The organism is Mesorhizobium terrae, assembly GCF_008727715.1.
Classification (GTDB): domain Bacteria; phylum Pseudomonadota; class Alphaproteobacteria; order Rhizobiales; family Rhizobiaceae; genus Mesorhizobium; species Mesorhizobium terrae.
On record NZ_CP044218.1, the window covers coordinates 1821992 to 1836973 of the forward strand.

A 14982-nucleotide genomic window follows, 5' to 3' on the forward strand; every position below is an offset into this window, starting at 1 on the left:
GCCCTCTTATCGGGGCGGTCCCAGGGGACGGGTCAAGGTGTTTTTAGCGCATTCCGGACCGCCCGCCGTCAGCCGAACACCGGCGGCTCCAGCGCGTCGAGTTCGGCGATCTCGGCCGGTGTCAGCGCGAGATCGGCGGCGGCGGCATTTTCCTCGAGATAACGCAGGCGCTTGGTGCCTGGGATCGGAATGACATGATCGCCCTTGGCGAGCAGCCAGGCCAGCGCCACTTGCGAGGGCTTGGCGCCGTGCCGCGCGCCTATGCGCTCGACCGCCGCGACGAGCGCTCGCTGCCTGGCGAGACCTTCGTCGCTGAATTGCGGCAGCCTGCGGCGCCAGTCGTCCCTGGGCAGGTCCTCGTGCCTGGCGATGCCGCCGGTCAGCACGCCGCGACCCAAGGGGGAAAACGGCAGGAAGGCGATGCTATGCTCGACCGTGTAGGGCAGCACTTCGGCAAGCGCCGAGCGATCGAACAGTGACAGTTCCGATTGCACGGCGGCAACCGGGTGGATCTTTTCCGCCCGGCGGATCTCGTCAAGGCTCGACGCCGAGAGGCCGAGCGCGCCGATCTTGCCGGCGTCGACGGCCTTGGCCAGCGCGCCCCAGCTCTCCTCGACCGGCACTTGCGGGTCGATGCGATGCAGGAAATAGAGGTCGATATGGTCGACGCCAAGCCGCATCAGGCTGTCGTCGACGGCCTTCGCCAGATAGTCGGGGCGACCGTTGTTGCTGAAGCCGTTTTCGTCGAACAGCAAGCCGCCCTTGGTGGACAACACCACTTCGTCACGCCGCCCTTTCAACGCCGTGCCGACGAGCTCCTCATTCGTCCACGGCCCATAGACGTCGGCGGTGTCGATCAGGGTAACGCCAAGATCGATGGCGCGGCGGATCACTTCAGCCGACGCATCGTCGTCGCGCCCATGCGGGTCGTAGCCGAAGGTCATGCCCATGGCGCCGAGGCCAATGCGGCCAACCCGCTTGCCGTTCTTTCCCAATGTGGTGGTCTGCATTTCCGCTCTCCAGTGTCTCGACGATGCCCAAACGGGCGGGTCGAACTGGACTTATGCGGCGATGATCGATAATTCCAATCGATCTCGTGTATTTGCGGAATAGGCTCTATGGATATACGCGGCATCGATCTCAACCTGCTCACAGCGCTGGACGCGCTGCTGGCCGAACCCAGCGTCTCAGGCGCCGCGCGCCGGCAGGGGCTGAGCCAGCCGGCGATGAGCGCGACGCTGGCCCGGCTGCGTGAATTGCTCAACGACCCGATCCTTGTCCGGCGCGGCAACCGCATGGTGGCGACACCGCGCGCCGAGCAGTTGCGGCCGCGCGTACGGGCACTGCTCGACCAGATCGTCCAGACGCTCGAGACCGAGGCGCGGTTCGAGGCCGCGACCTCGACCCGCCGCTTCCGGATATTGGCCAATGAATATGCGGCGGCGGTGCTGATGGTCCCGCTGATGCAGCGCATTCGCGACGTCTCCGCCGGCATGGTGCTGCAGGTGCTGCCGTTCGAGGCCGATTTCGAGGAGCGGCTGGCGAGCCACGACTGCGACCTCGTCATCTCCGAGGCAAGCACGCTTTCGACGGCGCGCCGGCGCGAGGTGCTCTACCAGGATCGCTATGTCTCGCTTTGCCGCGACGGCCACCCACGGCTCGGCGCCTCGGTGACGCTGGATGCCTTTCTCGACGAGGACCATGTCATCGTCTCGCGGGTCGGCCGCATGAACGCCGTCGCCGACAAGGCGCTGGCAGGCATCGGCCGTGCCCGCCGCATCGCCATGTCGGTGCCGCACTTCCTGGTCGCGGCCAATGTTGCAGGCTCGACCGACCTCGTCGCCACGCTGCCGGCCAAGCTGGCGCGCTGCTGCATCGGCGCCTACGGGCTCAGGCGGTTCGAAACGCCGGTGCCGCTGGACGGGTTTGAAATCGGCATGGCCTGGCATGCGCGCAGCGATGCCGACGGCGCCACCAACTGGCTGAAGGGCGAATTGCGCGATCTGTCTGTCCAATTGCAGGCGGGCTGCGCCGCATCTTCCGAGCCCGCCCTCAGCGGGCGGCCATGAAACCGGCCGCGACGATCAGCAGCCCGCCGGCCGAACCTTCGACCACGCGGCGGCTGCGGTCGCTGATGCCGCCACGCCGGCCAAGCCCGGCGATGGTGAGACTGAGCACCGTATAGACCAGGCCGCACAACGCCACGAAGATTGCTGAAAGCAGGACCGCCTGCAGGGCGGCATTGGCGTCATGCGTCATGAATTGCGGCAGGATGGCGAAATAGATCATCATGCCCTTGGGGTTGAGGAAGGCCGTGAGGAAGCCGCGCCGCAGGCTAGCCCCACCAGCGACGGCGGCCAGCGCGACGCCGCCCGGCCGCATCGCCGATTGCAGCAGCTTCACCGCCAGATAGACGAGATAGCCGACGCCAAGCCAGCGCAGCGCCTCGAACAAAAGCGGCGAGGCGGCGATGACCGCAGCCAGGCCGAGTGCGACAAAGGCCGAATGCACGACATAGCCGAGGCACACGCCGGCGGTGCCGCGCAGACCAGCGCCCGCGCCGCCCGACAGCGCCTGCGAGGCGACGAACAGCATGTCGGGACCCGGCGTCAAGATCAGCGGCAATACCGTGGCGGCGAAAAGGATCAGGGTCATCGTTTGCATGACAGACAGGCTAGACAACGATGCCGGCAATCGGATTGCGAAGATGCCATGCTGCTTTTCAGAATTGGCATGATATGCTGATTTCAACGAAATCCTGGCATGGAATGCCGATGAAACTCGACGAGATCGATCGCCGTATCCTGCGTGCCCTGCAGGAAGACGGCCGCTTGCAGAATGTCGAACTGGCCAGAAAGGTCGGCCTGTCGCCGTCGCCTTGCCTGCGCCGGGTCAAGCTTCTGGAGGAAGCCGGCATCATCGACCGCTATGTCGCCGTGCTCGACCCCGTCCGTATCGGCGTCGGCATGTCGTTGTTCGCCAGGGTGTGGCTGACGGCGCAGGACGCGGAAACCATCGACCATTTCATGGCGGCGATGAAGAGGCTGCCGCAGGTGATGGAATGCTACATCATGCTGGGCGAGAGCGACGCGCTGCTGCGGGTGGCGGTGGCCGACCTCACCGAATACCGGCAGTTCCAGGCCACTCACCTGACGCGCGCCAACGGCATCCAGAACGTCAAGACCGACGTGCCGAGCCAGATCGTCAAGCAGACCTACGCACTGCCGATCGGCTGAACGAGGGCCTGGCGCACGCGCCAAGCCCGCAGGTTCGCAAGACGGCTATTTCCCCGCCGCCAGTTCCTTCAATCTGTAAAGCGCTTCCAGCGCCTCGCGCGGCGTCATCTCGTCGGGGCTCAGCTCTAACAGAGCGGTGCCCAGCACATCGGGCTTGGCGGTCTTCGGCGGCTCGCGTTTCACGGCAACGGAAAACAGCGGCAGGTCGTCGACAAGGCGGTCGGCCTTGCCCGACACCTCGCCTTCCTCGAGCTGATGCAGAACTTCCCTGGCCCGCGCCACCACGGCTTCCGGCAGACCGGCGAGGCGCGCGACCTGCACGCCATAGGACCGGTCGGCCGCACCCTTGCCCACCTCATGCAGGAAGACGACGTCGCCCTCCCATTCCTTGACGCGCATGGTGACGTTGTGAAGCCGGTTGAGCTTGCCGGCCAAGGCCGTCATTTCATGGAAGTGGGTGGCGAAGATCGCCCGGCAGCGGTTCTTCTCGTGCAGATATTCCACCGCCGCCCAGGCGATGGAGAGACCGTCGAACGTGGCGGTGCCACGACCGATCTCGTCGAGGATGACGAGCGCGCGTTCGCCAGCCTGGTTGAGGATGGCGGCGGTCTCCACCATCTCGACCATGAAGGTCGAACGGCCGCGCGCCAGATCGTCGGAAGCGCCGACGCGGGAGAACAGCCGGTCGACGACGCCGATATGGGCGCTTGCCGCTGGCACGAAGGAACCGGTCTGGGCCAGGATGGCGATCAGCGCGTTCTGGCGCAGGAAGGTCGACTTACCGCCCATATTGGGGCCGGTGAGCAGCCAGATTGCGCCGTTCTTCGCATCGCCCTCCGGCGACAGGTCGCTGTTATTGGCGACAAACGGCCCCTCGCCGGAACGGCGCAGCGCCTGTTCCACCACCGGGTGGCGGCCGCCGGCGATGGCAAAGGCCAGGCTGGCATCGACGACCGGCCGGCACCAGTTTTCGCTCACCGACAGCGCGGCCAGGGCGGCCGATATGTCGAGCACGGCCAGTGCATCCGCGCCGGCGCGGATCGCCTCGGCCTCGCCGACGGCTTCGGCCAGCAGCCTGTCGAAGGCAGCAAGCTCGATGGCCAGCGCGCGGTCGGCGGCATTGGCGATCTTCGTTTCCAGCCCGGCCAGTTCGGTTGTGGTGAAGCGCATGGCGTTGGCCATGGTCTGGCGGTGGATGAAGCGCGCCTTGGCCTCGTCCGTGCCGGTCATGATGGCCTGGTGGTTGACCGTCACCTCAATGTAATAACCCAGCACATTGTTATGCCGGATCTTCAGCGAGCGGATGCCGGTTTCCTCGATCAGGTCGCGCTCCATGCCGGCGATGACCTTGCGCGTCTCGTCGCGCAGCGCCCGCATCTCGTCCAGCTCGGCATCGTAGCCAGCGCGCAGGAAGCCGCCATCGCGTTTCAACAGCGGCAGCTCGTCGGCCAGCGCACCGGCGAGGTGTTCGGCCAGCGGCTTCGGCAGCGCGCCGATGGCGGCGAGCGCTGCGGCCACCTCCGCCGGCTGCGCGGCCCGGCCAAAGATCCGTGCGATCTCGCCGGCGGCAAGGAAGCCCGCGCGCAGCGCGCCAAGGTCGCGCGGGCCGCCGCGGTTCAGCGCCAGCCGCGACAAGGCGCGCGGCATGTCGGCAACGCCCTTCAACGAAAGCCGCAGCGCCTCGGCCAGACGAACCTCGTCGCGGAAGAAGGAGACCGAATCGAGCCTAGCGGTAATCGCCGCGGGATCGGTCAGCGGCGCCATCAGCCGGTCGGCCAACAGGCGCGCGCCGCCGCCGGTGACGGTGCGGTCGATGGCCTTGAACAGCGAGCCGTCGCGGCTGCCGGACAGCGTGCGCAACAGTTCCAGATTGGCGCGCGTCGCCGGGTCGATAAACAGGGTGGCGCCGTTCTCCTCGCGCTCGGGTCGCGACAGCGGCGGGCGTTCCGCCTTCTGCGTCTTCTCGACATAGGCGATGGCGCCGGAGATGGCGGAGAGTTCGGCGCGGCTGAAGGTGCCGAAGGCATCCGGCGTCGCCACGTTGAAGAAACGGGCGATGCGGGCGGTGGCCGAGGCGGAATCGAACAGGCTGGCCGGCTGCGGATTGGCGACGCGGCCAAGCACATCGAACACCGGCTTCAGCTCGGGATCGTAGAAGACCGGCTCGGCGACGATCAGTTCGCGCGGATCGACGCGGAAGATGTCGGCCAACAGCCGCTCGGCATTGGTCTCGGCGACACGGAAGACGCCGGTGGAAATCTCGATCCAGGCCAGCGCGAAATTCTGGTCAGTGCCGCCCTTCACCCGCCCCAGCGCCATCAGAAAGCTCGATTCCGACGGCGCCAGCAATTTGTCCTCGGTGATGGTGCCGGGCGTGACGAGACGGACGACGTCGCGCTTGACCACCGATTTCGAACCGCGCTTCTTGGCCTCGGCCGGATCCTCTATCTGTTCGCAGACGGCAACGCGGAAACCGAGCGCGATCAGTTTCTGCAGATAATCGTCGGCCGCATGCACCGGCACGCCGCACATCGGGATCTCGGCGCCCTGGTGCTTGCCGCGCTTGGTCAGCACAATGCCCAAAGCCCGCGAAGCCTTCTCGGCATCGTCGAAGAACAGCTCGTAGAAATCGCCCATGCGATAGAACAGCAGCGAATCCGGGTTCGCCGCCTTGATCTCGAGATACTGCTCCATCATCGGGGTGGCGGCAGTGGGCATGGATGCCGAGGCGCCAGCCAGCGGCGCGCTACCTTCCATCGCGATAGGGGTTTCGTCGTTCAAGAAACTGTTTCCAAAAATCCCGAAGGCAATTGCTTGGCGGTTTACACCTCCAAAGTGTAGCCTTAATCCCGAACGCTCCACAAAGAAATTGAGCGCGCGCAAAGCGCCACCCAAGGGGAAGAAACGCAGCATGGCCCGTAAGAACGCACAGGATGGACAAGGCCCTTCGGTGAGCGCGGAGGAGGCGCTGGAATTCCACGCCATGGGCCGGCCGGGCAAGCTGGAGATCGTGCCGACCAAACCGATGGCCACGCAGCGCGACCTTTCGCTGGCCTATTCGCCGGGCGTCGCCGTGCCGGTGAAGGCGATCGCCGAAGACCCGTCGCGCGCCTTCGACTACACCACGCGCGGCAATATGGTTGCCGTCATTTCCAACGGCACCGCCATCCTCGGGCTGGGCAATCTCGGCGCTCTGGCCTCCAAGCCGGTGATGGAAGGCAAGTCGGTGCTGTTCAAGCGTTTTGCCGACGTCGACAGCATCGACCTCGAGGTCGACACCGAAGACGCCGACGAATTCATCAACTGCGTCAAGTTCCTCGGGCCCTCCTTCGGCGGCATCAACCTGGAAGACATCAAGGCGCCGGAATGCTTCATCATCGAGCAGCGGCTGCGCGAATTGATGGACATTCCCGTCTTCCATGACGACCAGCACGGCACCGCCATCATCGCCGCCGCCGGCCTGATCAACGCGCTGGCGATCACCGGCCGCGACATGAAGACGACCAGGCTCGTCTGCAACGGCGCGGGTGCTGCCGGCATCGCCTGCATCGAACTGGTCAAGTCGATGGGTTTCGCGCCGGAAAACGTCACCCTGTGCGACACCAAGGGTGTCGTCTACCAGAGCCGCACCGAGGGTATGAACCAGTGGAAGTCGGCGCATGCGGTGAAGACCGAGGCGCGGACGTTGGCCGAGGCGATGGACGGCGCCGACGTGGTGTTCGGGCTTTCGGCGCGTGGCGCCTTCACCAATGCCATGATCCAGTCGATGGCGAAAAACCCGATCATCTTCGCCATGGCCAATCCCGATCCGGAGATCACGCCGGAGGAGGTGGCCGAGATCCGCACCGACGCCATCATGGCCACCGGCCGGTCCGACTATCCGAACCAGGTCAACAATGTGCTGGGCTTCCCCTATATCTTCCGGGGTGCATTGGACGTCCGCGCGACCACCATCAACGACGCCATGAAGGTGGCGGCCGCCCAGGCGCTGGCCGAGCTTGCCCGCAAGGACGTGCCCGACGACGTGGCCGCCGCCTATCAGGGCAACCGGCCGAAATTCGGCCCGCAATACATCATCCCGGTGCCGTTCGACCCGCGCCTGATTTCGGCCATCCCGATCGCGGTGGCCAAGGCCGCGATGGAAACCGGCGTGGCGCGCAAGCCGATCCTCGACCTCGACCGCTACGCGCAGGAACTGTCGGCGCGGCGCGACCCGATCGCCTCGACGCTGCAGCGCATTTACGACCGCGTGCGGCGCCAGCCCAAGCGCATCGTCTTCGCCGAGGGCGAGGAGGAACAGGTGATGCGCGCGGCGGTCGCCTATGTGAACCAGCGGCTCGGCACCGCCATCCTGCTCGGCCGCGACGACATCATCAAGGAGAATGCCCGCCACGCCGGCATCGACCTCGACAAGCCGGGGCTGGAGATCATCAATGCGCGCCTGTCGCGCAAGAACGCGATCTATGCCGATTTCCTGTACGAGCGCATGCAGCGCAAGGGCTTCCTGTTCCGCGACTGCCAGCGCCTGATCAACAACGACCGCAACCATTTCGCCGCCTGCATGGTGGCGCTGGGCGATGCCGACGGCATCGTCACCGGCGTCACCCGCAACTATTCAACGGCGCTGGACGACGTGCGCCGCGTCATCGACGCCAAGCCCGGCCATCGTGTCATCGGCGTATCGATCGTGCTGGCGCGCGGGCGCACCGTTCTGGTGGCCGACACGGCGGTCCACGACATGCCCAATGCCGACCAGATCGCCGACATCGCCGAGGAAGCGGCCAATTTCGCGCGGCGAATGGGCTATGAACCCCGCGTCGCTATGCTTGCCTACTCCACCTTCGGCCATCCGCAGGGCGAACGCTCCGAGCGGGTGCAGGAGGCGGTGCGCATTCTCGACAAGCGGCGGGTCGATTTCGAGTATGACGGCGAAATGGCCGCCGACGTCGCGCTCAACCCGCGCGTGATGGCGCAATACCCGTTCTGCCGGCTGACCGGGCCGGCCAATGTGCTGATCATGCCGGCGTTCCACTCGGCCTCGATCTCGACCAAGATGCTGCAGGAACTTGGCGGCTCGACCGTGATCGGCCCGCTTCTGGTCGGCCTCAACAAGCCGGTGCAGATCGTGCCGCTGAACGCCAAGGATTCGGACATCGTCAACATGGCGGCCATCGCGGCCTATTCGGCCGGAGCCTGAGGGCTGATCCCTTCCCGCGAAGCGGGCGAGGGTCGCGTCAGAGACATGTCTCGGATGCTGCTCCGATCAGGCACTCGCCAAACCCAAAGCAAAACCCCGGCGGTCACCCGCCGGGGTTTTTGTCTGTTCCAGCGCTAACCCGGTTCAGTGCGTCAGATCGAGCGCGGCGGTGAGGTCGCCCATGACCGGCAGGCTGTTGGCACGCAGCGCGTTGTCGCGCGCGACCAGCCCCTGCAGCACCGGCAGGTCGTAGCGCGTGGTGACGAAACGCAGGATCGAGGTGGTGTCGTACTGGCTGTGATCCACCGTGCCCATCTTGGCGAAGGGCGAGACGATGATGGCCGGGATGCGGTTGCCCGGCCCCCAGCGGTCGGCCTTGGGCGGCGCGACATGATCCCAGAAGCCGCCATTCTCGTCATAGGTCACCACCACCAGCATATGCGCCCATTGCGGGCTCTTCTCCAGATGGGCGATGACGTCGGCCAGGTGCTGGTCGCCGCTCGACACGTCGGCATAACCGCCATGCTCGTTGAGGTTGCCCTGCGGCTTGTAGAAGGTGACGGCCGGCAGCTTGCCGTCGTCGATATCCTTGATGAAGGCGGCGCCCTCGAGGCCACCGTCCTTCAGATGCTCGGCGCGGGCCGGCGTGCCCGGCGCATAGGCGGCGAAATAGTTGAAGGGCTGGTGGTGGAACTGGAAGTTCGGCACCGGCGTGGCGTTCTTGCCGTCGAGCGCGGTCTGCCAGGCCCCGGCATACCAGGCCCAGCTAATCCCCTTCAGCGACAGGAGGTCGCCGATGGTGATGTCATGCTGCGGCGGCAGCGTGGTGGCGGCCTTCGGGTCGGCAAAAGCCGGATCGCCGCCTTCCGCCGGCTTGTTGTTGGACGGCTGGTAGGGCGGTTGCATGGTGTTGACGGCGTAGAAGTCGGGCGAGATGGCGCCGTCCTTGACGAATTTCGGCCCGCCGGCGAGCGCCGATACAGGCGAATTGTCGGCCACCTTCAGCGTGACGCCGTCCGGCTCCACTGAAGCGATCATGTCCTTCACCGGGCTCTTGTCGGCGTCGGGATAAAACGGCGTGCAGGCGCAGACCAGCGCGAAATGGTTGATGAAGGAACCGCCGAACGCACCCTGGAAGAAGTTGTCGGCCAGGACGTATTTCTGCGCCACCTTCCACATCGGCAAAGACGAGCCGTCATAGTGGCCCATGACGAGGCCGCCGGAATCGGCCCAGGCCACGAACTTGTCGTTCTTGCCGCCATTGATCTGCATCTGCTCCTGGTAGAAGCGGTGCCACAAATCGCGCGTGATGACGTTGAGCCCCTGGTTGAAACCCTTGGCATCGTCGATGGCGAAAACGGCATTGGCGAGGTGCGCCGACTGCGCCTCGGTGACAGCCGGCGTCACGCCCTTGGCGGTCAGGCCGCCCCAGGACGGCGGCAATTCGGACAGCGGCTTGCCGTCGCGGTCGAGCTGGGTGACCTCGTCGGCGCTGGCATTGGCGAGGCCGTTGGCGCCGGGGAAACCACCGTAGAGATTGTCGAAGGAGCGGTTCTCGGCATAAATCACGACAATGTTATCGATCTTGTCGTAGCCGGCGGGAGCGGCATGCGCGGGCAGCGCGGCGGTGAGCAGAGCCAGCGCGGAACTGGCCAGACAAGCGGATTTGAGGGGTTTGAGCCTTGGCATGGGGGATGACCTTGTGGCTGAGGGACTGGCTGGAGGGCCGCCTGCGGGCCGTCCTGCCGAAGCCACGCACCTGCAAGTCGCAAAAAGCCTAGGCCCGCTCTCTGTCAGGTTTGTGACATGGGGATGCAGTGCCGGCGGGCGTCATCATTTCGTTGCAGGCGCCGGGAATCATGCGCCGGCTTGCTCCGATACGACAAAACCCGAAGGTGCCTCCGAAAGTGCCCAAGATCGATCCGCGACGCCTGCGACACGGTCTCGCCGCGCTGGCGGTGGCCATGGCGCTCGGGCTCTCAGCCCCCGCTATCCGACACACGGTCGCCGCCGAGGCCAACGGCGTCCATCCCGGCCCGCTGTCGCGGGCGCAGGCCTTCGCCCGTGCCGCCACGCTGACCGAACTTGGCCGCCAGATGTTCTTCGACCCGGCGCTGTCGGCGTCGGGGCGGCAGGCATGCGCTTCCTGCCATGACCCGAAGCATGGTTTCTCCTCCGCCTCGGCCGCGCCGGTCGAGATGGGCGGTCCGGCGCTCGACCGGCCAGGCCAGCGCGCGGTGCCGACGCTGCGCTATCTGCAGGCGGTGCCCGCCTTCAGCGAGCATTTCTACGATTCCGAGGACGAGGGCGACGAAAGCGTCGACAACGGCCCGACCGGCGGCCTGACCTGGGACGGCCGCGTCGACCGCGGCGCCGAGCAGGCCAGGATCCCGCTTCTGTCGCCGTTCGAGATGGCGAATGCCGGCCCAGACGCTGTGGTGGCACGGCTCGCCAGGACCGCCTATGCCGACGCGTTCAAGGCGGCGTTCGGCGACGACATCTTCTCGCGACCCACCGATGCTTTCGACGGCGCCGTCGAGGCGCTCGGCACGTTCGAGCAGGACGCCGCCACCTTCTACCCCTATTCCAGCCGCTACGACGCCTTTTTGGCCGGCAAGGGCACGTTGACCGCGCAGGAACTCCATGGCCGCGCCCTGTTCGAAGACCCGGCCAAGGGCAATTGCGCTTCCTGTCATCTCAGCGAGCCGGCCAATGACGGCGAGCCGCCGCAATTCACCGATTTCGGCCTGATCGCCGTGGCGGTGCCACGCAATCCGGCCATTCCCGCCAATGCCGACTCCGCCTATGTCGATCTCGGCGTGTGCGGCCCGCTGCGCACCGACCTCAAAAGGCGGGACGAATATTGCGGCCTGTTCCGCACGCCGACGCTGCGCAACGTGGCGTTGAAGAAAAACTTCTTCCACAACGGCTTCTTCCACACGCTGCGCGATGCTGTCGCGTTCTACGCCTCGCGCGACAGCGACCCCGGCCACTGGTATGCGAAGAACGCCGACGGCTCGGTTCACCGCTATGACGACCTGCCGCAACGCTATTGGGCGAATCTCAACCAGGACCCGCCCTTCGGCCGCAAGCCCGGCGACAAGCCGGCGCTGGACGATGCCGAGATCGACGACATCGTCGCCTTTCTCAACACGCTCACCGACGCCGACCAGTTGCAGCAGGCGGGGCAGTAGCGGCTTGCGGTTCTCGCGAGCTCAAGCGCAGAAGGTGGCCTGCGCCGTCTCCGGCTGCTCCTCTTCCGCCCTCCGTCCCATGAACAGGAACACCACGATCGCGGTGACCACGGTGATCGCGGTGAGCAGGACGAGCAATGTCGAGAAGGCCAGGCCGTATTGCGTCACCAGGAGGTCGCGGCCCGTGCCGGGCAGCAGGGCTTGTGCTGCGGCGAGGTCGCCGGTGACCAGCCTTTGCGCGGCCTGACCCAGTCGGCCGGTTTCCGCCGCGGGCGCCGGCGTCGCTGCCGTTGCCAGGTGCCCGGCCGTCAGCGCCGACAGCACGGCGCTGACCACGGCCAGTGCCAGGCCTTCGCCGGCAACGCGTGTGGTGTTGAAGATGCCGGTCGCCATGCCGGCGCGCTCCTTCGGCACCACCGAGACGGCGAGCCCGTCCATCAGGCCCCAGGGCAGGCTGATGCCGACGCCGATGGTCAACATCGGCAGAAGCAGCGCGGACGGCGGCGCGCCGCCCGGCACGCCCGACAGCCAGAACAGGCCGGCGGCCGAGATGGCCAGGCCCGTCGCGCACAGAACCGAGGCCGGCAGCCAGCGCGTCAAAAGGCCGGCCACCAGCGGCAGCACCAGCAACGGCGCCGACAGCGCGATCATCATGCGGCCGGCGCCGATCTCGCCCATGCCCTCGACGCCGACGAAACGCACCGGCAGCAGGATCAGAAGCACGACGAAGGCGTAGGCGGGAGCGGCGGCCAGAAGCTGCACGCCGACGAAGCGCGGATAACGAAACAGCGAGAGGTCCAGCATCGGCCGCGCCACCTTGCGCTCGATCAGGCCGAAGGCGAGGAAAAGCACGACCGCGCCGGCGATGAGACCGACCACCGTCGGATCGCTCCAGCCGGCCTCCGGCGCCTTGAGGAAACCGTAGGTGAGCAGCGCAAGTGCCGCGGTGAAGCTTGCCGCGCCCGGCCAGTCGAGACCGGCGGCGGCGGGATCGCGGCTGTCGCGCATGAAACGGGCCGCGATCAGGAAGGCGACGGCGGTGGCGCCCGCCACCGGCAGGAAGATGGAAGGCCAGCCAAAGGCGTCGATCATCAGGCCCGACGCGATCGGCCCGAAGGACAGGCCGATGCCGAAGGAGGTACCGAGCAGCGAAAAAGCGCGCATGCGGGCGCCATCGTCGAATTCCTGGGCAAGTGCCGCCGCACCGCCGGCGAAGGCAAAGGCGGCGGCGACGCCTTGCGCGGCGCGGGCAAGGTCGAGCCAGAGGATCGAAGGCGAGATGGCGGCAACCAGCGAAAACAGGCCGAAGGCCGCGGTGCCGATCAGGAAGATGCGTTTGCGGCCATAGGCGTCGGCCAGCGCGCCCGCCGCCATCAGCGAGGAGCCGAAGGTCAGCATGAAAGCGTTGGTCACCCAGTTGTGCGCGATCGGGCTGCCGCCGAGCGCCCGGCCGATGGCGGGCAGCGCGACAGCCGGCCCTGTGAAAGTGAGCGGCATGGAGAGAGCGGCCAGACACACCGCAACGAGAACGAGCGCTTTTTCGGCCGCGCCCGGAGCCTTTTTCGATTGAACCATGATGCCCACGGGGGTTTTTCGCCCGCGACGTCCGCATTCCGCGAAACACGCCGCCGGGCTTGTTGAATGACCATTTCATGATAGTTTTGCGGTAATCAGGACAAAATGCCGGTCACGTTCCGCTTATCATGGAAGGAAACGCTCGAATGGATCGCTCCCTCGACCGGCTGAGCGGGCTCGCCGCCTTCGTGCGCACGGCCGATCTCGGCAGTTTCGTCGCCGCTGGGCGGGTGCTTCGGCTATCGCCGTCGGCGGTCGGCAAGGCGGTGACCCGGCTGGAGGAGCAGCTGGGGGTTCGCCTGCTGCAGCGTTCGACCCGCAGTCTAAGGCTGACCGAAGAAGGGCGCCTGTTCCACGACCGCTGCCGCAGGGTGCTGGACGACCTCGACGACGCCCAGGCGATGCTGGCGGAAGCGGTGGAAACGCCACGCGGGCGGCTGAGGGTCAGCGCGCCGGTGGTCAGCTATCATCTGTTCCTGCCGGTGCTGCCGGAATTCACGCGGCTCTATCCGGAAGTCGAGATCGACCTCGATTTCAACGACCGCATCGTCGACCTGATCGACGAGGGCGTCGACGTGGCGCTGCGCAGCGGCGACCTGCCCGATTCGCGGCTGATGGCGCGGGCGCTCAGGCCCTTCCAAATGCTCTTATGTGCTTCCCCCGATTATCTCGAGCGCCACGGCAGCCCCGCCTGTCCGCGCGACCTCGACGGCCATCGGGCGATCCTCTTCCGCTTCCCCAACAGCGGCAAGCTGCATGACTGGCCGCTGACCCTGCCGGAGGGCGAGCCGGAACCGCGCCGGCACATCGTGCTCACCTGCAACAATATGGAGGCGTTGCGCGGCGCCACCCTTGCCGGCCTCGGCATCGGCTGCATGCCGGATTTCCTGGCGCGCGAGCCGGTGGCCAAAGGCGAATTGGTGACGCTGCTCGACCGCTATCTCGACGCGCCGGGCCAGTTCCGCCTGATCTGGCCGTCGAACCGGCAATTGTCGCCGAAGGTCCGGGTGTTCGTGGATTTCATCTGCGAGCGGCTGTTCGCCGCCCGCTGCGAGGCCTTGCCCGGTCCGGGCACCGGCGCGGCATCCCAATCGCGAGCGGTGGAAACAGCTCAGACCTGATTCCAGCGGCGCACCACCGGCTCGGTCATGTCGTGCTCGTAGCCGAGCGCCGAGATGCTGGCCGTATCGAGCACGAACAGCGCCCCTTGCGGGGCCGGCAGGCCGAGCCAACGGGCGGCAAGCGTGCGCAGGAAATGCGAAGAAGAGAAAACCAGCACGTTGCCATTCACCGCGCGCAACGCCTGAACCACGCGGTCGGCGCGGGCGCCGGCCTCGGCCACGCTTTCGCCGTCCGGGCAACCGTCGCGGTAGAGGTTCCAGCCGGGGCGCTCGACCAGGATTTCCTTCGTCTTCAGCCCCTCATAGGCGCCGTAATCCCATTCGGCGAGGTCGGGTTCGATCACGGCGTCGGTGCCGAAGCCGGCCAGTTCCGCCGTGCGGCGCGCGCGGGAAGACGGGCTCGACCAGACGGCGGCGAAACTCCTGCCCTTCAAGCGGTCGCCCAGCCCGCGCGCGGCGTCTTCGCCCGTGCCGGTCAGCGGAATATCGGTGCGGCCGGTGTGTTTGCCGGTGGCGCTCCACTCGGTCTCGCCGTGCCGCACCAGGGTGATTTCGGGATAGGGGCTCGCCATGCTCGTCCTCGTTTGTCGCGGCGAGGACTATACGGATTTCGTCTTGCGGCGCCATGATCCTTCTCCCGCATGGGAAAAGGAAAAAGA

The 14982-nt window shown here is 66.5% G+C and carries 11 protein-coding genes; 5 read left to right on the forward strand and 6 right to left on the reverse strand.

Annotated elements, in window-relative coordinates; translation table 11 throughout:
• Positions 1–68: 68 nt before the first annotated feature.
• Positions 69–1010, reverse strand: coding sequence for an aldo/keto reductase (locus FZF13_RS09930; protein WP_036254975.1), 942 nt, complete (start codon positions 1008–1010; stop codon positions 69–71).
• Positions 1011–1118: 108 nt separating this feature from the next.
• Here FZF13_RS09930 and FZF13_RS09935 point away from each other — a divergent pair, with 108 nt between their 5' ends.
• Positions 1119–2069, forward strand: coding sequence for a LysR family transcriptional regulator (locus FZF13_RS09935; protein ID WP_024923321.1), 951 nt, complete (start codon positions 1119–1121; stop codon positions 2067–2069).
• On the opposite strand, the gene FZF13_RS09940 is transcribed toward FZF13_RS09935, so the two are convergent.
• Positions 2053–2655: a LysE family translocator gene (locus tag FZF13_RS09940; RefSeq protein ID WP_244431181.1), complete on the reverse strand. Its 603-nt coding sequence runs from the start codon at positions 2653–2655 to the stop codon at positions 2053–2055. The two genes, FZF13_RS09935 and FZF13_RS09940, sit on opposite strands and share 17 nt — an antisense overlap.
• A 113-nt stretch (positions 2656–2768) precedes the next feature.
• Here FZF13_RS09940 and FZF13_RS09945 point away from each other — a divergent pair, with 113 nt between their 5' ends.
• Positions 2769–3236 (forward strand): Lrp/AsnC family transcriptional regulator, encoded by a 468-nt coding sequence (locus FZF13_RS09945; RefSeq protein WP_204367404.1) that lies wholly within the window; start codon positions 2769–2771, stop codon positions 3234–3236.
• 45 nt (positions 3237–3281) lie between these two features.
• Here FZF13_RS09945 and mutS read toward each other — a convergent pair whose 3' ends face one another.
• Entirely contained in the window at positions 3282–5993 is a 2712-nt protein-coding gene (gene mutS, locus FZF13_RS09950; RefSeq protein WP_051504809.1) for a DNA mismatch repair protein MutS, read from the reverse strand.
• Positions 5994–6147: 154 nt separating this feature from the next.
• Here mutS and FZF13_RS09955 point away from each other — a divergent pair, with 154 nt between their 5' ends.
• Positions 6148–8433 (forward strand): NADP-dependent malic enzyme, encoded by a 2286-nt coding sequence (locus tag FZF13_RS09955; RefSeq protein WP_024923317.1) that lies wholly within the window; start codon positions 6148–6150, stop codon positions 8431–8433.
• Positions 8434–8577: 144 nt separating this feature from the next.
• Here the strand turns inward: FZF13_RS09955 and FZF13_RS09960 are convergent, their stop codons facing one another.
• Positions 8578–10122 carry an acid phosphatase gene (locus FZF13_RS09960; protein WP_024923316.1) on the reverse strand — a complete coding sequence of 515 codons (1545 nt, stop codon included), beginning with the start codon at positions 10120–10122 and terminating at the stop codon, positions 8578–8580.
• A 275-nt stretch (positions 10123–10397) separates the two neighbouring features.
• On the opposite strand from FZF13_RS09960, the gene FZF13_RS09965 reads away from it, so the two are divergent.
• Complete coding sequence (locus FZF13_RS09965; RefSeq protein ID WP_051504810.1) at positions 10398–11627, forward strand: cytochrome-c peroxidase; 1230 nt, start codon at positions 10398–10400, stop codon at positions 11625–11627.
• Between the two features lie 21 nt (positions 11628–11648).
• Here FZF13_RS09965 and FZF13_RS09970 read toward each other — a convergent pair whose 3' ends face one another.
• Positions 11649–13202, reverse strand: coding sequence for an MFS transporter (locus FZF13_RS09970; RefSeq protein WP_036255012.1), 1554 nt, complete (start codon positions 13200–13202; stop codon positions 11649–11651).
• Positions 13203–13348: 146 nt separating this feature from the next.
• Here FZF13_RS09970 and FZF13_RS09975 point away from each other — a divergent pair, with 146 nt between their 5' ends.
• Positions 13349–14323 (forward strand): LysR family transcriptional regulator, encoded by a 975-nt coding sequence (locus tag FZF13_RS09975; RefSeq protein ID WP_024923313.1) that lies wholly within the window; start codon positions 13349–13351, stop codon positions 14321–14323.
• Here the strand turns inward: FZF13_RS09975 and FZF13_RS09980 are convergent.
• Entirely contained in the window at positions 14314–14895 is a 582-nt protein-coding gene (locus FZF13_RS09980) for a histidine phosphatase family protein (protein ID WP_024923312.1), read from the reverse strand. The two genes, FZF13_RS09975 and FZF13_RS09980, sit on opposite strands and share 10 nt — an antisense overlap.
• Positions 14896–14982 lie beyond the last annotated feature (87 nt).